19 protein-coding genes and 1 tRNA gene are annotated in these 20,180 nt (G+C 53.2%); 19 read left to right on the top strand and 1 reads right to left on the bottom strand.

Features of this window, described 5'->3' with window-relative positions:
* The first annotated feature begins 4 nt into the window (after positions 1 to 4).
* From cysD to rpoS, 12 genes are all read left to right on the top strand, one after another.
* Positions 5 to 913, top strand: a complete 909-nt coding sequence (gene cysD / locus J8X26_RS22975; protein ID WP_101078459.1) for a sulfate adenylyltransferase subunit CysD — start codon at positions 5 to 7, stop codon at positions 911 to 913.
* Between the two features lie 13 nt (positions 914 to 926).
* Positions 927 to 2,354: a sulfate adenylyltransferase subunit CysN gene (gene cysN, locus J8X26_RS22970; RefSeq protein ID WP_165061531.1), complete on the top strand. Its 1,428-nt coding sequence runs from the start codon at positions 927 to 929 to the stop codon at positions 2,352 to 2,354.
* A 1-nt stretch (position 2,355) separates the two neighbouring features.
* Positions 2,356 to 2,979 carry an adenylyl-sulfate kinase gene (cysC, locus tag J8X26_RS22965; protein ID WP_152324016.1) on the top strand — a complete coding sequence of 208 codons (624 nt, stop codon included), beginning with the start codon at positions 2,356 to 2,358 and terminating at the stop codon, positions 2,977 to 2,979.
* Positions 2,980 to 3,038: 59 nt separating this feature from the next.
* Entirely contained in the window at positions 3,039 to 3,404 is a 366-nt protein-coding gene (locus J8X26_RS22960; protein WP_152324015.1) for a DUF3561 family protein, read from the top strand.
* 224 nt (positions 3,405 to 3,628) lie between these two features.
* Entirely contained in the window at positions 3,629 to 3,949 is a 321-nt protein-coding gene (gene ftsB, locus J8X26_RS22955) for a cell division protein FtsB (RefSeq protein WP_152324014.1), read from the top strand.
* Between the two features lie 2 nt (positions 3,950 to 3,951).
* On the top strand, positions 3,952 to 4,671 hold the full coding sequence (gene ispD, locus J8X26_RS22950) for a 2-C-methyl-D-erythritol 4-phosphate cytidylyltransferase (protein WP_152324013.1): 720 nt from the start codon (positions 3,952 to 3,954) through the stop codon (positions 4,669 to 4,671).
* On the top strand, positions 4,671 to 5,144 hold the full coding sequence (gene ispF, locus J8X26_RS22945) for a 2-C-methyl-D-erythritol 2,4-cyclodiphosphate synthase (RefSeq protein ID WP_152324012.1): 474 nt from the start codon (positions 4,671 to 4,673) through the stop codon (positions 5,142 to 5,144). Before ispD ends, ispF begins: the two co-directional genes overlap by 1 nt.
* Positions 5,145 to 5,166: 22 nt before the next feature.
* Positions 5,167 to 6,213, top strand: coding sequence for a tRNA pseudouridine(13) synthase TruD (gene truD, locus J8X26_RS22940; protein WP_208952051.1), 1,047 nt, complete (start codon positions 5,167 to 5,169; stop codon positions 6,211 to 6,213).
* Positions 6,194 to 6,958 carry a 5'/3'-nucleotidase SurE gene (gene surE / locus J8X26_RS22935; protein WP_208952040.1) on the top strand — a complete coding sequence of 255 codons (765 nt, stop codon included), beginning with the start codon at positions 6,194 to 6,196 and terminating at the stop codon, positions 6,956 to 6,958. Before truD ends, surE begins: the two co-directional genes overlap by 20 nt.
* The gene (locus J8X26_RS22930; RefSeq protein WP_152324010.1) at positions 6,948 to 7,574 is read left to right on the top strand and encodes a protein-L-isoaspartate(D-aspartate) O-methyltransferase; all 627 of its coding nucleotides are present in this window, start codon (positions 6,948 to 6,950) and stop codon (positions 7,572 to 7,574) included. Before surE ends, J8X26_RS22930 begins: the two co-directional genes overlap by 11 nt.
* A 233-nt stretch (positions 7,575 to 7,807) precedes the next feature.
* Positions 7,808 to 8,827: a murein hydrolase activator NlpD gene (gene nlpD, locus J8X26_RS22925; RefSeq protein WP_152324009.1), complete on the top strand. Its 1,020-nt coding sequence runs from the start codon at positions 7,808 to 7,810 to the stop codon at positions 8,825 to 8,827.
* A 51-nt stretch (positions 8,828 to 8,878) separates the two neighbouring features.
* Positions 8,879 to 9,865 carry an RNA polymerase sigma factor RpoS gene (rpoS, locus tag J8X26_RS22920; protein ID WP_095923512.1) on the top strand — a complete coding sequence of 329 codons (987 nt, stop codon included), beginning with the start codon at positions 8,879 to 8,881 and terminating at the stop codon, positions 9,863 to 9,865.
* A gap of 104 nt (positions 9,866 to 9,969) precedes the next feature.
* Here rpoS and mutS read toward each other — a convergent pair whose 3' ends face one another.
* Positions 9,970 to 12,516 carry a DNA mismatch repair protein MutS gene (gene mutS, locus J8X26_RS22915; RefSeq protein ID WP_152324072.1) on the bottom strand — a complete coding sequence of 849 codons (2,547 nt, stop codon included), beginning with the start codon at positions 12,514 to 12,516 and terminating at the stop codon, positions 9,970 to 9,972.
* A 263-nt stretch (positions 12,517 to 12,779) separates the two neighbouring features.
* On the opposite strand from mutS, the gene mltB reads away from it, so the two are divergent.
* The 7 genes from mltB (at position 12,780) to J8X26_RS22880 (ending at position 20,105) form a co-directional block, all read left to right on the top strand.
* Positions 12,780 to 13,883 carry a lytic murein transglycosylase B gene (gene mltB / locus J8X26_RS22910; protein WP_208952039.1) on the top strand — a complete coding sequence of 368 codons (1,104 nt, stop codon included), beginning with the start codon at positions 12,780 to 12,782 and terminating at the stop codon, positions 13,881 to 13,883.
* Positions 13,884 to 14,044: 161 nt separating this feature from the next.
* Entirely contained in the window at positions 14,045 to 14,539 is a 495-nt protein-coding gene (gene pncC, locus J8X26_RS22905) for a nicotinamide-nucleotide amidase (protein ID WP_208952038.1), read from the top strand.
* A 107-nt stretch (positions 14,540 to 14,646) separates the two neighbouring features.
* Positions 14,647 to 15,711, top strand: coding sequence for a recombinase RecA (recA, locus tag J8X26_RS22900; RefSeq protein ID WP_152324006.1), 1,065 nt, complete (start codon positions 14,647 to 14,649; stop codon positions 15,709 to 15,711).
* Between the two features lie 203 nt (positions 15,712 to 15,914).
* Positions 15,915 to 16,481 (top strand): recombination regulator RecX, encoded by a 567-nt coding sequence (gene recX / locus J8X26_RS22895; protein ID WP_193333076.1) that lies wholly within the window; start codon positions 15,915 to 15,917, stop codon positions 16,479 to 16,481.
* A 138-nt stretch (positions 16,482 to 16,619) separates the two neighbouring features.
* A complete protein-coding gene (alaS, locus tag J8X26_RS22890; protein ID WP_152324003.1) occupies positions 16,620 to 19,247 on the top strand; it encodes an alanine--tRNA ligase in 2,628 nt (875 codons plus the stop codon).
* Between the two features lie 254 nt (positions 19,248 to 19,501).
* Positions 19,502 to 19,687, top strand: coding sequence for a carbon storage regulator CsrA (csrA, locus tag J8X26_RS22885; protein ID WP_013574027.1), 186 nt, complete (start codon positions 19,502 to 19,504; stop codon positions 19,685 to 19,687).
* A 325-nt stretch (positions 19,688 to 20,012) separates the two neighbouring features.
* Positions 20,013 to 20,105: transfer RNA gene (locus tag J8X26_RS22880), tRNA-Ser, on the top strand.
* The last annotated feature ends 75 nt before the right edge of the window (positions 20,106 to 20,180 follow it).

Raw genomic sequence — 20,180 nt, 5'->3', positions numbered from 1 at the left:
TGTTATGGACGAAAAACGACTGACTCATTTGCGGCAACTGGAGGCGGAGAGTATCCATATCATCCGTGAAGTGGCTGCTGAATTCGCCAACCCGGTGATGATGTATTCCATCGGGAAAGACTCCTCGGTGATGCTGCATCTGGCTCGCAAAGCTTTCTTCCCGGGCACGCTGCCGTTCCCGCTGTTGCATGTGGACACCGGCTGGAAATTCCGCGAAATGTACGAATTCCGTGACCGTACGGCGAAAAACTACGGTTTCGAGCTGCTGGTGCATAAAAACCCGGAAGGCGTGGCGATGGGCATTAATCCGTTCGTTCACGGCAGTGCCAAACACACTGACATCATGAAAACCGAAGGACTGAAACAGGCGCTGAACAAATACGGTTTTGACGCGGCTTTCGGCGGCGCACGCCGTGACGAAGAAAAATCCCGTGCCAAAGAACGTATTTACTCGTTCCGTGACCGTTTTCACCGCTGGGATCCGAAAAACCAGCGTCCGGAGTTGTGGCATAACTACAACGGCCAGATTAACAAAGGCGAAAGTATCCGCGTGTTTCCGCTCTCCAACTGGACTGAGCTGGATATCTGGCAGTACATCTATCTGGAAAATATTGAAATCGTTCCGCTCTACCTGGCTGCGCCGCGCCCGGTTCTCGAGCGTGACGGCATGCTGCTGATGGTGGATGACGATCGTATTGATCTCCAGCCGGGCGAAGTGATCGAGAAGAAAATGGTGCGCTTCCGTACGCTGGGTTGCTGGCCGCTGACCGGTGCCGTGGAATCCGAAGCGCAAACGCTGCCGGAAATCATCGAAGAGATGCTGGTTTCCACGACCAGTGAGCGTCAGGGACGGGCGATCGACCGCGATCAGGCCGGTTCGATGGAACTGAAAAAGCGTCAAGGGTACTTCTGAGGAGCCGCAGCTAATGAATAATGCAATTGCACAACAAATCGCGGAGCAGGGCGGCGTCGAAGCTTACCTGCACGCTCAGCAACACAAAAGCCTTCTGCGCTTCCTGACTTGTGGCAGCGTCGATGATGGCAAAAGTACGCTGATCGGGCGTCTGCTTCACGATACCCGCCAGATTTACGAAGACCAGCTGTCCTCGCTGCACAATGACAGCAAGCGTCACGGCACGCAGGGCGAAAAACTGGATCTGGCTTTACTGGTTGATGGCCTGCAAGCGGAACGCGAACAGGGTATTACCATCGATGTTGCTTACCGTTATTTCTCCACTGAAAAGCGTAAGTTCATCATCGCGGATACGCCGGGGCACGAACAGTACACCCGTAATATGGCGACCGGTGCATCGACCTGCGATCTGGCGATCCTGCTGATCGACGCCCGTAAAGGTGTGCTGGATCAAACCCGTCGCCACAGCTTTATCGCCACTTTGCTGGGGATCCGCCATCTGGTTGTGGCTGTGAACAAAATGGATCTGGTCGATTTCAGCGAGTCTGTGTACGAGCAATTTAAACAGGATTATCTGGATTTCGCTCAGCAGCTGCCGACCGATCTGGACATCAAATTTGTACCGCTTTCCGCACTGGAAGGCGATAACGTGGCGACGCCAAGCGAAAAAATGGGCTGGTATACCGGACCAACGCTGCTCGACGTGCTGGAAACGGTCAACATTATTAACATTCGCGAACAGCAACCGATGCGTTTCCCGGTGCAGTATGTGAACCGTCCAAACCTCGATTTCCGTGGTTATGCCGGTACGCTGGCGTCGGGGTCTGTCCGCGTCGGTCAGAAAGTAAAAGTTCTGCCGTCAGGTGTGGAATCTACCGTGGCACGCATCGTGACCTTTGACGGTGATTTGCAGGAAGCCTGGGCAGGCGAGGCGATCACGCTGGTGCTGGCCGATGAACGTGATATCAGCCGCGGCGATACGCTGGTGGACGCGGATGAAACCGTTAAACCGGTGCAGAATGCGAAAGTGGACGTGGTGTGGATGGCGGAGCAACCGCTTAGCGTCGGCCAGAGCTATGACATCAAAGTTGGTGGCAAGAAAGCCCGTGCGCGCGTGGAAAATATTGAGTATCAGGTCGAGATCAACTCACTGACTCAGCGCGTGGTGGAAAACCTGCCGCTCAACGGTATCGGCCTGGTCGAACTGACCTTTGACGAACCGCTGGTGCTGGATAATTACCAGAGCAACGCGGTGACCGGCGGGATGATCTTTATCGATCGCCTGACGAACGTGACCGTGGGCGCTGGTCTGGTTCGCGAAGCGCTGGAAGAAGTTTATCAGGAAGCGGATAAATACAGCGCGTTTGAGCTGGAACTGAACAGCCTTGTTCGCCGCCACTTCCCGCACTGGGGCGCGCGCGATTTGCTGGGTGGAAAATAAGATGGCGTTGCATAACGGCTCCTTCTTAAAAGACGATAATGTTGTCTGGCATCCGCACGCGGTGACGCGCGCGGATCGCGAGAAACAGCATGGTCATCGCGGCGCAGTTCTGTGGTTCACCGGGCTTTCGGGCTCGGGGAAATCCACGGTGGCGGGTGCACTGGAACAGGCGCTGCATGCGCAGGGTATCAGCACGTATCTGCTTGATGGCGACAACGTCCGCCACGGGCTTTGCCGTGATTTAGGGTTTACGGATGACGACCGTCGCGAAAACATCCGGCGCGTTGGTGAAGTGGCAAAACTGATGGTGGATGCCGGTCTGGTCGTGCTGACCGCCTTCATTTCTCCTCATCGCGCTGAGCGGGACATGGTGCGTAATTTGCTCGGGGAAGGGCAGTTTATTGAAGTGTTCGTTGATACGCCGCTGGCGATTTGCGAGGCGCGTGATCCTAAAGGTTTATACAAGAAAGCGCGCGCGGGTGAACTGAAGAATTTCACCGGAATTGACTCTGAATATCAGCCGCCGGAAGTGCCGGATGTGCATCTTAATGGTGAACAATTGGTAACACATTTGGTTCCTCAATTATTAGATGTGATGCGTCAGCGCGCTATTATCAATCCCTGAATGTTTGCCGGCCAAACGCCAGAGAGCGTGCCGGTTTACACTGAATACAGGGATCATCTATGCAGGCTTTACTCAGCAGACTTGTCAGCCGGATCCGGGTCGAAAACACCCGCTATCAGAGGCTGGCGCAGGTCACAGACAGTTCAGACATCGACGAGCCGTCCTACTCTATGCAGGGCGGGTTCATTGGCTTCGTCTTTTACTGGCTGGCCTTTGCAATCCCTTTTATGGTCTACGGCTCCAATACCCTGTTTTTCCTGCTCTACACCTGGCCTTTCTTTCTGGCGCTCATGCCTGTATCCGTTCTTATTGGCATTGCGCTCAGTATGTTCTTTCGTGGTGGCTGGTTTAAAACGTCGGTTACCAGCGCAATCTGCGTTATCAGCATGTTCTGGACGGTCTTCTCATTTCTATCGGGCTGGTGAGTCAGGCAGACTCTTTTCCGGTTCCTTTTCTTCGGGGATGTCGTCCGACGGCCCTGCGTTTTTCAGGCGGTTTTCCCTGCAATTCTCCTTCACGATGTAACCCATTGTGTCATTCTCACCCATAATTGAGTGCGTAAGTCTGATTCTCGCAGGCATTTACCCTGCCACAGTGGAGTCAGAGGGAAAGTTGTGGGATGATTGTCCGGCTTTTTTAGGGGGCGGGGATGGGCAAACTAACACTGCTTTTACTGATTTTACTTGGCTGGCTACAGTATTCACTGTGGCTGGGCAAGAATGGTATTCACGACTACGTTCGTGTAAACGATGACGTTCAGGTGCAACAAGTTAATAACGGCAAACTGAAATCACGTAATGATCAACTTTTCGCAGAAATCGACGATTTGAACGGCGGTCAGGAAGCGATCGAAGAACGCGCACGCAACGAACTGAGCATGATCAAGCCCGGTGAGACTTTCTATCGCCTGGTGCCTGACAACAAACGAGCGCCGGGCAGCACCGTATCGCAAAGCAACCCGAATCAATAGCCATGAGCCATACTGCAGTTTCCCTTCCAGAGGTCATTGCCGTGTTACCGGCTGCCGGAATCGGCAGCCGTATGCAGGCCGAATGCCCCAAGCAATACCTGACTATCGGTGGTAAGACGCTGATAGAACACTCGATCCGTGCCTTGTTGCATAGCAGTAACGTCACCAAAGTTATCGTGGCGCTGAGCCCGCATGACACTCAGTTCCGGCAGTTACCCGTCGCCAGCGATCCACGGATCCAGCTGGTTACCGGCGGAAATGAGCGCGCCGAATCTGTGATGGCAGGCCTTGAGGCCGCAGGCGACCATGGCTGGGTGCTGGTGCATGACGCGGCGCGTCCTTGTCTGCATCCCGATGATCTGACAAACCTTCTGGCCATTTCTGCGGTCAGCAAAACTGGCGGGATCCTCGCCGCACCAGTTCGTGACACCATGAAACGTGGTGAGCCCGGCGCGCATGCGATCGCCCATACTGTGGATCGTCAGGAACTCTGGCATGCGCTCACGCCGCAATTCTTCCCTCTCGAATTATTGAAAACCTGCCTGCGCCGCGCACTGAATGAAGGCGCTGTGGTCACTGATGAAGCTTCCGCAATGGAATATTGTGGTTTTCATCCTATGCTGATCCCGGCGCGGGCCGATAATATTAAAGTCACCAGACCAGAAGATCTGGCACTGGCTGAATTCTACTTAACCCGCTTGTATCAGGAGGAGAACGCATAATGCGTATCGGTCACGGTTTTGATGTACATAAGTTTGGCGGCGAAGGCCCGCTGGTGATCGGTGGTGTGCGTATTCCTTATCCGCAGGGGTTACTGGCGCATTCCGACGGCGACGTTGCGCTGCATGCGGCCACTGACGCACTGCTGGGCGCGGCGGCGCTGGGTGATATCGGCAAGCTTTTCCCGGACACCGACCCGGCCTACAAAGGCGCGGACAGCCGTGAACTGCTGCGTGAAGCCTGGCGTCGCATTCGTGCAAAAGGCTACAAGCTGGGCAATCTCGATATCACGATCATCGCTCAGGCACCGAAAATGGCGCCGCACATCCCGCAAATGCGCGTATTCCTGGCCGAAGATTTGCAGTGCCATATGGACGACGTCAACGTCAAGGCGACCACAACTGAACAACTGGGCTTCACCGGCCGCGGCGAAGGTATCGCCTGCGAAGCCGTTGCACTGCTGATTAAGGAATGATGTTGTGGAAGATTACCGCATGATAGATATGTCCCGTCTCACCTGGTTGCTGGGTGAACCCACCGCCACCGGCCTGCTGAAAGCCAATCCGGAAGACTTTATCGTCGAAGAGGATTTGGGTTTTGAACCGGATGGCGAAGGTGAACATCTCTTAGTGCGGATCCGTAAAAATGGCTGCAACACGCAGTTTGTTGCCGAGCAGCTGGCGCGTTTTGCCAAAGTGCATCCGCGCGATGTCAGTTACGCAGGGCTTAAAGACCGGCACGCGGTAACGGAACAGTGGTTTTGCCTGCATCTGCCCGGTAAGGCAGATCCTGATTTGAGCCAGTTCAATCTCGAAGGTTGTGAAGTGATCCGTGCCTCGCGACATCGCAAGAAAATGCGTATCGGAACCTTGAAAGGCAATGCGTTTACGCTGGTTTTGCGACAGATAAGTGACATCGATAATGTCGAAGAACGTCTGGCGAAAATTGTTGAGCAGGGCGTACCGAACTACTTCGGCACGCAGCGTTTTGGCCGCGGCGGCAATAATCTGGTGCAGGCGAAACGCTGGGCAACCAATGAAGCACGCCCTAAAGAGCGCGCCAAACGTAGTTTCTATTTATCCGCCAGCCGCAGTGCGATGTTTAACATTGTCGCCAGTCAGCGTCTGGCAGAAGGCACCGTCCGTCAGGCAATACTGGGCGATGCGTTGCAACTCAGTGGCCGCGGAAGCTGGTTTGTGGCGAAAGCGGAAGAGTTTGAATCGCTGCAACCGCGTGTCGAAAGCGGAGAACTGCTGGTGACGGCGCCGTTGCCGGGTGACGGGCCGTTAGGCACGTCAGAAGAGGCCGAAGTCTTTGAGCTGGCTTGTCTGGCCGGGCAGGAAGATTTGCTTTCACTGCTCAAACGCGAGCGTGTTGAACCTGCGCGTCGAGCCATTATGCTCCAGCCTTTGCAGATGAAATGGCAGCGCTGGGATGACGTCACTCTGGAACTTAAATTCTGGCTACCGGCGGGCAGTTATGCCACCAGCGTAGTGCGTGAACTGATGCATCTGGATGAAATGAATGCGGATATTACTGAGTAACGACGACGGCGTACTGGCTCCCGGCATTCAGGCACTGGCCTGCGCGCTACGTGAATTTGCGGATGTAAAGCTGGTCGCCCCTGACCGTAACCGGAGCGGCGCGTCAAACGCGCTGACGCTCGACGGTCCGTTACGTATTCAGTCCTATCTGAACGGCGATACCGCAGTCATCAACGGTACACCGACCGATTGCGTGTATCTCGGCGTTAATTCGCTGATGCGCCCGAAGCCGGATATTGTCGTTTCCGGCATCAATGCAGGCCCGAATCTGGGCGACGATGTGATTTATTCCGGCACCGTCGCGGCGGCTATGGAAGGGCGTCATCTGGGATTTCCTGCGCTGGCGGTTTCACTCGACGGTCATCAGCATTATGACACGGCAGCGATTATTACCTGCCAGCTGCTCAGGGCGCTGGCGCGCGAACCTCTTCGTACTGGCAAAATTCTGAATATTAACGTTCCGGACCTGCCACTTTCCGAAATCAAAGGGATTAAGGTGACGCGTTGCGGTAGCCGCCATCCTGCTGAGCAGGTATTTTGTCAGCAGGATCCGCGCGGACAAGACTTGTACTGGATTGGTCCGCCGGGCGATAAGTTTGACGTCGCACCTGACACCGATTTTGCGGCGGTCGCGCAAGGTTATGTTTCCGTGACGCCATTGCAGGTGGATTTGACCGCCTACGCGGCTCAGGATGTCGTGGTCTCATGGTTGGAAAAGGCCGGGGTGAGCGCGAATGGTGAATAAGCCGATGTATAACCTGCTGGAGCAACTCCGGCTGCAGGGCATTCATGATGAAAAACTGCTGCATGCCATCGAGTCCGTACCGCGTGAGCGCTTTGTGGATGAGGCGTTTCAGCATAAAGCTTACGAAAATACCGCGTTGCCGATTGGCTCAGGCCAGACCATTTCTCAGCCTTATACCGTGGCGAGAATGACGGAATTACTGCGCCTGACGCCGACATCCCGCGTGCTGGAGATCGGTACCGGATCGGGCTACCAGACGGCCATTCTGGCGCATCTGGTTGAACATGTGTACTCGGTTGAGCGTATCAAAGGGTTGCAGTGGCAGGCCAAAAGACGTCTCAAGCAGCTCGATTTGCATAACGTCTCCACGCGTCACGGCGATGGCTGGCAGGGTTGGCCTTCACGTGGCCCGTTTGATGCCATCATTGTTACCGCTGCACCGCCTGAAATACCTCAAGATTTACTGCAACAGCTCGAGGAGGGAGGCGTGATGGTGTTGCCCGTCGGCGAAGAAAGCCAGACTCTCCAGCGCGTCACCCGACGTGGTGATGATTTTGTTGCGGAGACCGTAGAAGCTGTCCGTTTTGTGCCGCTGGTGAAAGGCGAACTGGCCTGAACCCTGACGCGCGCAGGACTAACCCCTTAAAATTTAAATACAACTGTTATATGGTGCTGTACTGGCGATGTTGATAGCATCCACTACAGTTTTTTATGGCACGGTCCGTTCCGGGGGAAAACCTGAACGGGCATGTTGCCTGCGCGTACAGTGTCTGATGACACGAAATGCGCCAGTTGGCGCGGTGTGCGCGGATAAAGAGATATTCTGAGATTGCCGTAACGGGGGAAAATATGAGCACGGGAAGCCCAATAAAAACACTAAGCCGCATTGCAGTGTGTACATTTATCAGTGCCTGGATGGCGGGATGTTCGAACAATTCCAACACATCCGCGCCGATCAGCAGCGTTAATGGCGGCGGAAACAGCGGCAGTAGCAGTCAGAATACTCTGAATTCCCCTCCGCAAATGGCGCCTGCCGTCGGCCCAGGCGGACACATTGTGTACAACCGCAGCTATAACTCGATCCCTAAGGGAAGTTACAGCGGAAGCACCTATCAGGTGAAGCGCGGAGACACCTTATTCTACATTGCATGGATCACCGGCAATGACTTCCGGGACCTTGCTGCGCGCAATAATATCCCTGCTCCGTACAGCCTCGAAGTGGGTCAAACAGTCCAGATAAATAACGTTTCTTCTGCCGCCAGCACGAGCAGTACGACGGCCGTCACCGACGCCACAAATAGCGGTGTTCCGAAAGTTCCTACTGGGGGAATGCTCACAGGTTCTGTGGTTGCATCTCAACCAACTACCACGTATTCTGAATCTTCTGGTAAACAGAATGTAGGTAAGATGTTGCCTACATCAGGTGCAGTCACCACCACAACACCTGTTGCTGTAGCCAGCACTCCCGTCGCCACCTCAACGAATAATGGCGGTCCGGTTTCCTCCTGGAAATGGCCGACTGACGGGAAAATTATCGATAATTTCTCAGCTGCTGAAGGGGGAAATAAGGGGATCGATATCGCTGGTTCGCGTGGACAAGCTGTCGTAGCAACTGCCTCGGGGCGCGTTGTTTATGCCGGTAATGCTCTTCGCGGTTACGGTAATCTAATCATCATCAAACACAATGATGATTACCTGAGCGCCTATGCACATAACGATACAATGCTGGTCCGGGAACAACAAGAAGTGCAGGCGGGACAAAAAATAGCGACGATGGGTAGCACCGGAACCAGTTCAGTAAGATTGCATTTTGAAATTCGTTACAAGGGGAAATCCGTAAACCCGCTGCGTTATCTTCCGCAGCGATAAATCCGGGCAGAGCATCGATTCTGCCCTCGGGACCACGGGTAGGAGCAGCTTATGAGTCAGAATACGCTGAAAGTTAACGAGTTACATGATGATGTAGATTTCGATGAGAACAGCGCTGAAGCCTTTGACGAGAAAGCAATAGTCGAAGAGACTGCCGACAACGATGCTGAAGAAGAATTGTTGTCGCAGGCTGTAAGCCAACGAGTGCTGGACGCAACTCAACTGTACCTCGGTGAAATCGGTTATTCCCCTCTGCTGACCGCAGAAGAGGAAGTTTATTTTGCACGACGCGCGTTGCGGGGAGATGTGCCTTCCCGCCGCCGTATGATTGAAAGTAACCTGCGTTTGGTAGTTAAAATTGCCCGCCGCTACAGTAATCGCGGTCTGGCACTGCTGGATTTGATCGAGGAAGGCAACCTGGGTCTGATCCGTGCGGTTGAAAAATTTGACCCTGAGCGGGGCTTCCGTTTCTCTACCTATGCAACATGGTGGATCCGTCAGACGATTGAACGGGCGATCATGAATCAAACCCGTACCATTCGTTTGCCAATTCACATCGTTAAAGAACTGAACGTTTATCTGCGTACCGCACGCGAACTTGCACACAAACTGGACCATGAACCGAGTGCCGAAGAGATTGCTGAGCAACTCGACAAACCGGTGCATGACGTCAGCCGTATGTTACGCCTGAATGAGCGTATTACCTCTGTAGATACCCCGTTGGGTGGTGACTCAGAGAAAGCGCTGTTAGATATTCTGGCAGATGAAAAAGACAACGGCCCTGAAGACACCACGCAAGACGACGATATGAAACAGAGTATCGTGAAGTGGTTATTCGAGTTGAATGCAAAACAGCGTGAAGTTCTGGCACGTCGTTTCGGCCTGTTAGGTTATGAAGCTGCGACGCTGGAAGATGTGGGGCGTGAGATTGGCCTGACACGTGAACGTGTTCGTCAGATTCAGGTAGAAGGTCTGCGTCGCCTGCGTGAAATTCTGCAAGGGCAAGGGCTGAGCATTGAAGCACTGTTCCGCGAATAACTTTTCGTAAAGAAAAACTGTTCGCCGGAAAGACAGTTCGATATCAAAAAAACGGTGGGTTAATCCCCACCGTTTTTCATTTCTGCCGCCAGCCGCCGCGGCTTCTACACCATATCTTTCAGACGGTAAATCCATTCCAGCGCCTGACGTGGCGAGAGAGAATCCGCGTCCAGAGATTCCAGCGCTTCTACTGCAGGCGACACTTCTTCTGCCAGCAGCGTCAGTTGCGGACCATCCACTTTGCTGGCGGCGGCGTTGCTGGACAACGTTTCCAGCTCTTTCAGTTTCTGGCGAGCACGTTTAATGACATCACGCGGGACACCCGCCAGCGCCGCGACGGCCAGACCGTAACTTTTGCTGGCAGCGCCATCCTGCACGCTGTGCATAAACGCAATGGTATCGCCGTGCTCTATGGCATCCAGGTGAACATTGACCGTTCCTTCCATTTTTTCCGGCAGCGTCGTCAGCTCGAAATAATGGGTCGCGAACAACGTCATAGCTTTAATGCGGCTGGCCAGATTCTCGGCGCACGCCCACGCAAGCGATAAACCGTCGTAGGTCGATGTGCCGCGCCCGATTTCATCCATCAGCACCAGGCTGTTTTCCGTGGCGTTATGCAGAATATTCGCGGTTTCGGTCATTTCCACCATAAACGTTGAACGGCCAGAAGCCAGATCATCTGCGGCGCCGACGCGGGTGAATATCCGGTCTACGGGGCCGATAACCGCAGTATCCGCAGGAACGTAGCTGCCAATATGCGCCATCAGAACAATCAGCGCCGCCTGACGCATATAGGTACTTTTACCGCCCATATTCGGGCCGGTGATGATCAGCATCCGGCGCACCGGAGACATGTTCAGCGGGTTGGAAATAAACGGTTCTTTCAGTACCTGTTCCACGACCGGATGGCGGCCACCGGTGATGTTGATGCCGGGTTTCTCGCTCATTGTCGGGCAGGTATAACTGAGCGTGTAGGCACGTTCTGCGAGATTACTCAGAACATCCAACTCGGCCAGCGCACTGGCGCTTTGCTGCAGAGCGGGCAGGTGCGGCATCAGCAAATCAAACAGCTCTTCGTACAGCGCTTTCTCCAGCGACAGGGCTTTGCCTTTGGAGGTCAGAACCTTATCTTCATACTCTTTCAGTTCCGGTATGATGTAACGCTCGGCGTTTTTGAGCGTCTGACGGCGGACATAATGAATAGGAACGAGATGGCTCTGCCGACGGCTCACTTCGATGTAATAACCATGTACACCGTTAAATCCGACCTTCAGTGTTTCCAGGCCCAGCTTCTCGCGTTCGCGAATTTCTAAACGGTCAAGATAGTCTGTTGCGCCGTCAGCCAGTGCGCGCCATTCGTCCAGTTCCGCGTTATAGCCTGGCGAAATCACACCGCCGTCACGCACCAGAACCGGCGGAGCTTCAACAACAGCACGTTCAAGTAGTTCGACCAGCTCTGTAAATTCACCGGTTTGCTCCACCAGTGTAGCGACATGCGCGGCATCAGCATCTTGCAAAATCCCCCGGATTTCGGGCAGTTGCTGTAACGCATGGCGCATACGGGCGAGATCGCGTGGCCGTGCGCTGCGCAAGGCAAGGCGCGCCAGAATACGTTCGAGATCGCCGACCTGACGCAGCACGGGTTGCAAGTCGGCGGTCAGATCCTGTAATGCTCCGATTGCCTGCTGACGATGGGTCAGCATTTTGATGTCGCGGCTTGGCATGTGGATCCAGCGTTTGAGCATACGGCTGCCCATCGGTGTGACGGCCTGATCCAGGACTGCCGCCAGCGTATTTTCCACACCACCTGCAAGATTTTGTGTCAGCTCCAGATTACGGCGCGTCGCCGCATCCATAATGATGCCGTCCTGCTGGCGCTCCATCGTCACGCCACGAATATGCGGCAGGGCGGTGCGCTGGGTATCTTTTACATATTGCAGCAGGCAACCGGCGGCGCGGAGTGCCTGAGTGGCCTGTTCCACACCAAACCCGCTCAGATCGCGGGTGCCGAACTGGAGATTCAGCTGTTGCTTTGCGGTTTCGAGCTCAAATTCCCACATCGGACGACGGCGCAGGCCGCGGCGGGAAGCAATAAGCGGCATGGCTTCAAAGCTTTCCGGATACAGAAGTTCTGCCGGATTTGTACGCTGTAATTCAGCGGCCATGGTTTCCAGATCGTCTGGCTGAGCGACACGAAAACGACCGGAGCTGATATCCAGCGTCGCATAGCCAAAGCCACGTCCGTCCTGCCAGATGGCCGCGAGAAGGTTGTCATGACGCTCACTCAGTAAGGCTTCATCACTGACCGTGCCTGGCGTCACGATCCGCACAATTTTGCGCTCAACCGGCCCTTTGCTCAGCGCCGGATCGCCAATCTGCTCAGCGATGGCGACGGATTCGCCCAGTTGCACCAGCTTGGCCAGATAGCCTTCAACGGCGTGATAAGGCACACCGGCCATCGGAATCGGTTCGCCCGCCGAAGCGCCACGTTTGGTCAGGGAAATATCCATCAGCTGAGACGCACGTTTTGCATCGTCATAAAACAGTTCGTAGAAGTCCCCCATACGATAAAACAGCAGAACTTCCGGGTTCTCCGCCTTAAGACGCAGGTACTGCTGCATCATTGGGGTGTGAGCATCCAGCCCGCTCATATCACTACCTTTATTCTTGATTTCATTCAATTTTAAATCATCCTGTTGGCTCGTACCGCCCGGGGCAACGACTTTACAACGGATCCTAACGTGAGTAGAGGTAAAAAACCACGATGCGCTTTGAAGTTGCGTAATGCTCCGCAATTCACCGTGGATCAGGATCTTCGTGCATCGTTGTAAAGACGTTTATTTTCAGTTTTTTCGGCCCTGATAATGCTCTACCATATCCCCCACCTCTTTTATTGCATGGTTACGGATATCCGATGCGCCTTCTGGCAGTCATTATTCCCCTGGTTTTAACACTTTCTGCCTGTAGCAGTCATAAGCCCGCGCCTCAGCCTGAAGGGCCGCGCAATCCTTTCTCTGACGGAAGAAATGCCAGCGGCAATTCGGTTCCCAGCGGGGGCTTTCTGTTGCAACCCGAACATACTGGCGCAGTGCAGTCCGGTGATTTCGCGTACGATCCGGCCATGAACCGGTTTGTGGACAAAATGGTCAGCGAGCATGGTTTTGATCGCCAGCAACTGCATGATGTGCTGGCGCAAACGAAACGACTGGGCTTCGTTTTACGTCTGATGGATCAGCAAGCGCCATCTGGCCCGCCGTCAACCGTGCCAAATGGTGCCTGGAACCGTTATCGCAGCAAATTTATTACGCCGGATAACGTCCAGAATGGTGTCGTGTTCTGGAATCAGTATCAGGATGCCTTGCAGCGTGCGGAGCAGGTTTACGGCGTACCACCGGAAATCATTGTCGGTATTATCGGCGTCGAAACCCGCTGGGGCCGCGTCATGGGTAAAACCCGCATTATCGATGCGCTGGCGACCTTATCCTTTGCCTATCCGCGCCGGGCGGATTACTTCTCCGGCGAGCTGGAAACCTTTCTGCTGATGTCCCGTCGTGAGGGGGACGATCCGCTGAGCCTGCGCGGTTCGTTTGCGGGTGCGATGGGTTACGGTCAGTTCATGCCATCTTCTTATAAAGATTATGCCGTGGACTTTAACGGCGACGGCCATGCCAATCTGTGGGATCCGATTGATGCTATCGGCAGCGTAGCCAATTACTTCAAGGCGCACGGATGGACGAAAGGCGCACCCATTGCGGTGCCAGCCGCCGGGCAGGCACCGTTGCTGGAGAATGGCTTCAAGACAAAATATCCACTTTATACGCTGACGGCGGCGGGTCTTAGCCCGCTGGGTTCTCTGGGGGGTTATCAGGAAGCGAGCCTGTTGCGTCTGGATATGGGCACCAGTTACCAGTACTGGTACGGGTTGCCAAACTTCTACACCATCACCCGTTACAACCACAGCGTGCATTATGCGATGGCGGTATGGCAGTTGGGGGAAGCGGTGAAAGCGGCGCGCTAACGACGTTGCATTCCTTTTCATGAGGGCCACAGAGCGTGGCCCTTCTTTTTTCTTTTTAAGCCAATTCTGAATACATCGCGCAAAACGCTTCGACGGGACTCGCAGACCGGAGGAGAAATGCTAACATCGGGTCAGATTCAGATGTCCCGCCGGGAGGGGATATGGACGAAAAACGTTTACATGAACTGAGTGTGGAAATCGGAGCAGCGCTGAAAGCAAAAGGAGAGTGGATCACCTGTGCGGAATCCTGCACCGGCGGCCTGATTGCTAAAGCGATTACTGACATTGCCGGCAGCTCCGCCTGGTTTGATCGCGGATTTGTCACTTACAGCAATGCGGCCAAACATGAATTGTTGGGCGTGTCTGAAAGTACGCTTGAGCAATATGGCGCGGTGAGTGAACAGGTAGTGCATGAAATGGCGCAGGGGGTATTGCACGCCGCGGGCGCGGATGTGGCCCTTTCAGTCAGCGGCATCGCCGGACCTGACGGTGGTTCTGCAGAAAAACCTGTCGGTACTGTCTGGTTTGGATTTGCCGGAAAAGACGGGCGCGTTCTGACGGCTAAACAGCAGTTTTCCGGCGATCGCGAAGCAGTGCGTTTGCAAGCTGCTGTTTTTTCGCTACAAACTGCTTTGCGTGAGTTTATTAAAAATTAGGCTTGATACTGTATGAGCATACAGTATAATTACTGCCAATTACCTGTACATAAATTATATTCAGTGATGCAGGCGGGATGTTCCCCTGTATCAGACGAGGAGTAAAAATGGCTATTGATGAGAACAAGCAAAAAGCGTTAGCTGCAGCACTGGGCCAGATTGAAAAGCAATTCGGTAAAGGCTCCATCATGCGTCTGGGTGAAGATCGCTCCATGGACGTAGAAACGATCTCTACCGGCTCTTTGTCTCTGGATATCGCGTTAGGCGCTGGCGGTTTGCCAATGGGTCGTATCGTGGAAATCTACGGACCAGAATCTTCCGGTAAAACCACGCTGACCTTGCAGGTTATCGCCGCTGCACAGCGCGAAGGTAAAACCTGTGCGTTCATCGATGCAGAACACGCACTGGACCCGATCTACGCTAAAAAATTGGGCGTGGATATCGATAACCTGCTGTGTTCTCAGCCGGATACCGGTGAGCAGGCGCTGGAAATTTGTGATGCGCTGACCCGTTCAGGTGCGGTTGACGTTATCATCGTTGACTCCGTCGCGGCTCTGACACCGAAAGCTGAAATCGAAGGCGAAATCGGCGACTCACACATGGGCCTCGCGGCACGTATGATGAGCCAGGCAATGCGTAAACTCGCGGGTAACCTGAAAAACGCCAACACCTTGCTGATCTTCATCAACCAGATCCGTATGAAAATCGGTGTGATGTTCGGTAACCCGGAAACCACAACCGGCGGTAACGCACTGAAATTCTATGCTTCTGTTCGTCTGGATATCCGTCGTATCGGCGCTATCAAAGAAGGTGATGTGGTTGTCGGTAGCGAAACGCGTGTGAAAGTGGTGAAGAACAAAATTGCTGCACCATTCAAACAAGCCGAATTCCAGATCATGTACGGCGAAGGCATCAACATCAACGGCGAGCTGATCGACCTTGGCGTTAAGCACAAGATGATCGAGAAAGCCGGCGCATGGTACAGCTACAACGGTGAGAAGATTGGTCAGGGTAAAGCAAACTCCTGCAACTTCCTGAAAGAAAACCCGAAAGTAGCTGCTGAGCTGGACAAAAAACTGCGTGACCTGCTGCTGAGCGGCACCGGCGAACTGAGCGTTGCCACGACAGCTGAAGACGCTGACGACAACATGGAAACCAGCGAAGAGTTTTAATTTCGCGGTTGTCTGACGTCACAGTCGATAAAATGCCAGCCTGGTTTCAGGCTGGCATTTTGCATATCTGAGGGACTCCGATGTCCACTGAAAAAGCACCGAATCAAAATGTCATCGATCTGAAACGACTTCTTGAAGAAGTTGAACAAAACAGTGAATCCACACTGTTTGCGCCTCAGGAAAAAGACGCCAATGCGGCGAAAATTAATACACTGATCAGCCGCGCGATGCGTCTGCTGTCTCAGCGTGATCACGGTGAAGCTGAACTGCGCCGCAAACTGCTTATCCCGCCAGTCCCCTTTGTAAAACCCCAAAATAAACAAAGCCGCTGGTCTTCACGTAAACGACCAGACGAAAATGCCTTTGATGAAGATAATGCGGTTAAGGCGCGCCCGGAACCACGCCCGGTGCCGGAAGAGATCCCAGAGGAACATGTACAGGCAGTTATCGACTATTGCTACCAGCATCACTGGCTTGATGATGCCAAATTTGCCAGTCGCTATATTTCCGGTCGCAGCAATAAAGGCTACGGGGCACAACGTATTCGTTCGGAATTACTGCAAAAAGGTGTCGATAAAGAAATCATATCGACGGCACTGGAGGAAACGGAGGTTGACTGGTGTGTTCTGGCGCGGGATATTGCCGTCAGAAAGTTTGGAGAAAATTTACCGAAAGACTGGAAAGAAAAATCGAAAGTTCTGCGTTATTTGCTTTACCGAGGCTTCTTTCAGGAAGAAATACAGTCGATTTATCGCGATTTTGACGATTGACCGCATACGGTATTTTACTTCCCTGCGCAGAAATTTTATCTTATCCGCACTTTTTCGTTCGTGAGCTGTACAGATTGCTGCCATATGCAGCGTTATCCGGCTCAAGAGCCGTTCTTCCAGCATGATTCCGGGATATTTATGAGCAAGAGCACCGCTGAGATCCGTCAAGCGTTTCTCGATTTCTTCCATAGTAAGGGACACAACGTTGTTTCAAGCAGTTCGCTTGTCCCGACAAACGATCCGACACTGTTGTTTACCAATGCCGGGATGAACCAATTTAAAGACGTTTTCCTCGGTCTGGATAAACGTGACTACAGCCGTGCCACCACATCTCAGCGTTGTGTGCGTGCAGGTGGTAAACACAACGACCTCGAAAACGTCGGCTATACCGCCCGTCACCACACCTTCTTCGAAATGCTGGGCAACTTCAGCTTCGGCGATTACTTCAAGCACGACGCAATCAACTACGCTTGGGAATTACTGACCGGCGAAAACTGGTTTAATCTGCCGAAAGAAAAGCTTTGGGTCACCGTCTATGAGACTGACGACGAAGCGTTTGAAATCTGGGAAAAAGAAGTCGGCGTTCCAAAAGAACGTATTATCCGCATTGGCGATAATAAAGGCGGCGCTTACGCTTCTGACAACTTCTGGCAGATGGGTGATACCGGTCCTTGCGGTCCTTGCACCGAAATTTTTTACGATCATGGCGACCATATCTGGGGCGGCCCTCCGGGTTCTGCTGAAGAAGATGGCGACCGTTACATCGAAATCTGGAACATCGTTTTCATGCAGTTCAACCGTCAGTCTGACGGCACCATGCTGCCACTGCCTAAACCTTCCGTCGATACCGGGATGGGGCTTGAGCGTATCACCGCTGTTATGCAGCATGTGAACTCAAACTATGACATCGACCTGTTCCAGAAACTGATCGCCGCCGTTGCTGACGTCACTGGCGCGACCGATCTGACCAGCAAATCTCTGCGCGTTATCGCTGACCATATTCGCTCTTGCGCTTTCCTGATTGCAGACGGCGTGATCCCATCGAATGAAAACCGTGGCTACGTGCTGCGTCGTATCATTCGTCGTGCGATCCGTCACGGCAATATGCTGGGCGCGAAAGAGACCTTCTTCTACAAACTGGTTGCTCCGTTAATTGACGTGATGGGCCCGGCTGCGGCTGAGCTGAAAGAACAGCAAGCCATGGTTGAGCAGTTGCTGAAGACTGAAGAAGAGCAGTTTGCCCGTACACTGGAGCGTGGTCTGGCGCTGTTGGACGATGAATTATCTTCTCTGCAAGGCGATACGCTGGACGGTGAGATTGCTTTCCGTTTGTACGACACCTTCGGTTTCCCGCTGGATCTGACTGCGGACGTGTGCCGCGAGCGCAATCTGAAAGTTGACGAAGCCGGTTTTGAAAAAGCGATGGAAGTTCAGCGTCGTCGCGCACGTGAGTCCAGTGGTTTCAGCGCGGACTACAACAGCATGGTACGTGTTGACGGTGTTACGCAGTTCTCCGGTTATGAGCATCTGCAAGGTCATTCCAAAGTTGTGGCGCTGTTCATCAATGGTCAGCCAGTAAATGAAATTCAGGCGGGCGATAACGCTATCGTCGTTCTGGATGACACACCATTCTACGGCGAGTCCGGCGGACAGGTTGGCGATAAAGGCATCCTGAAAACGGCTGCCGGCACGTTCGACGTTTCTGATACCCAAAAATATGGCAAGGCCATTGGTCATCAGGGCTCGCTGAGCGCAGGCAAACTGAGCGTTGGTGACAGCGTTGAAGCCGAAGTTGACGTTGAGCGTCGCGAACGTATTCGTCTGAATCATTCCGCGACTCACTTGCTGCACGCTGCACTGCGTCAGGTACTGGGCAAGCACGTTGCTCAGAAAGGCTCGCTGGTAAACGATAACTATCTGCGTTTCGACTTCTCGCATTTCGAAGCGATGAAGCCGGAAGAGATTCGTCAGGTCGAAGATCTGGTGAATGCGCAAATCCGTCGTAACTTGCCAATTCAGACCACCATCATGGATTTGGATGAAGCGAAAGAAAAAGGTGCGATGGCGCTCTTTGGTGAAAAATACGAAGACAGCGTGCGCGTGCTGATCATGGGTGATTTCTCCACCGAGCTGTGCGGGGGGACACACGCCAGCCGTACGGGTGATATCGGCCTGTTCCGTATTCAGAGTGAGTCAGGCACGGCAGCAGGTGTTCGTCGTATCGAAGCGATTACCGGTGAAAACGCCATTAATGCACTGCATCAGCAAAGTGATTTGCTGCAAGATGTTGCGCACATGGTGAAAGGTGATGTGAACAGCATTACTGATAAAATCCGTACTCTGATTGAACGTTCCCGTGTGCTGGAAAAAGAACTTCAGCAGGTGAAAGGGCAACAAGCTGCGCAGGAGAGTGCTTCACTTTCCAGCCAGGCGAAAGAAGTGAAAGGCGTTAAGCTGTTGGTCCGTCAGCTGGATAACGTAGAGCCTAAAATTCTGCGTACGATGGTTGATGACCTGAAAAATCAGTTGGGTTCAGTGATTATTGTTCTGGCAACCATCGCTGACGATAAAGTCAGCCTGATTGCGGGCGTCACGAAAGATCTGACGGATCGCGTCAAAGCAGGGGATCTGATTGCTTCTGTCGCCCAGCAGGTGGGCGGTAAAGGCGGTGGTCGTCCTGATATGGCGCAGGCAGGGGGAAGTGACGTTCAGGCATTACCGGCTGCACTGGCAACAGTAGAAGCCTGGGTTGAATCCCGGCTGTAATAAGAAATAAATAGCTAACCAGGAAGCGCCATAATGTATTGTGCAATATGGCGTTTTCGGTCTTAATGGCAGGGTAGGCCTCGCGATAAAAGTCGCGACAATGATGATATCGGCTAAACTTAAAGTACTATGGCTTGAGTTGCGGGCCGCTTACAGTTTACGTAGGGGTCATGGCTTACGTTTTACCTGCTTATGATAGATAATGGCCGGGAAACTGAGAGACCCGACTCTTTTAATTATTCAAGGAGCAAAGAATGCTTATTCTAACTCGCCGAGTTGGTGAAACCCTCATGATTGGCGATGAGGTTACTGTTACCGTTTTAGGTGTTAAAGGTAATCAGGTGCGTATTGGTGTGAATGCGCCGAAAGAGGTTTCTGTTCACCGTGAAGAGATTTATCAGCGTATCCAGGCTGAAAAGTCTCAACAGACGAGTTACTGATTTACGAGGCGTCTCGTCGATGACGAGGCGCTGAACTTCCTTTTTGCTCTTTTTTGATTTTTCTCCCCTTAATTTACTGCCTCCCCGGTTTTTATTTTCCTTCTGCGGCTTCTTCCAGACCTGTCATTTTTTAAAAGCTAAGCCTTTTTTCTGACCACTGAGCCCCTTTATTGCCTTCAAACTGCTCAGGTTGTGCGTGAAATGTCCAAACGGGTGATTGTTAGGAAAAAAGGGTTTGACTTATAAGGGCCAGAAAGTAATATGTGCGCCACGCAGTGCCGATGAGCTTAAACAAAGTTAGTCAGCACACTCGCAAGAGGCGTATGGTGAGGTGGCCGAGAGGCTGAAGGCGCTCCCCTGCTAAGGGAGTATGCGGTCAAAAGCTGCATCCGGGGTTCGAATCCCCGCCTCACCGCCATTTAAAATGCACCCATAGCTCAGCTGGATAGAGTACTCGGCTACGAACCGAGCGGTCGGAAGTTCGAATCTTCCT

Source organism: Rahnella sp. ChDrAdgB13 (assembly GCF_017655185.1).
GTDB classification, from domain to species: domain Bacteria; phylum Pseudomonadota; class Gammaproteobacteria; order Enterobacterales; family Enterobacteriaceae; genus Rahnella; species Rahnella contaminans.
This window is presented reverse-complemented; position numbering and strand designations above follow the sequence as displayed.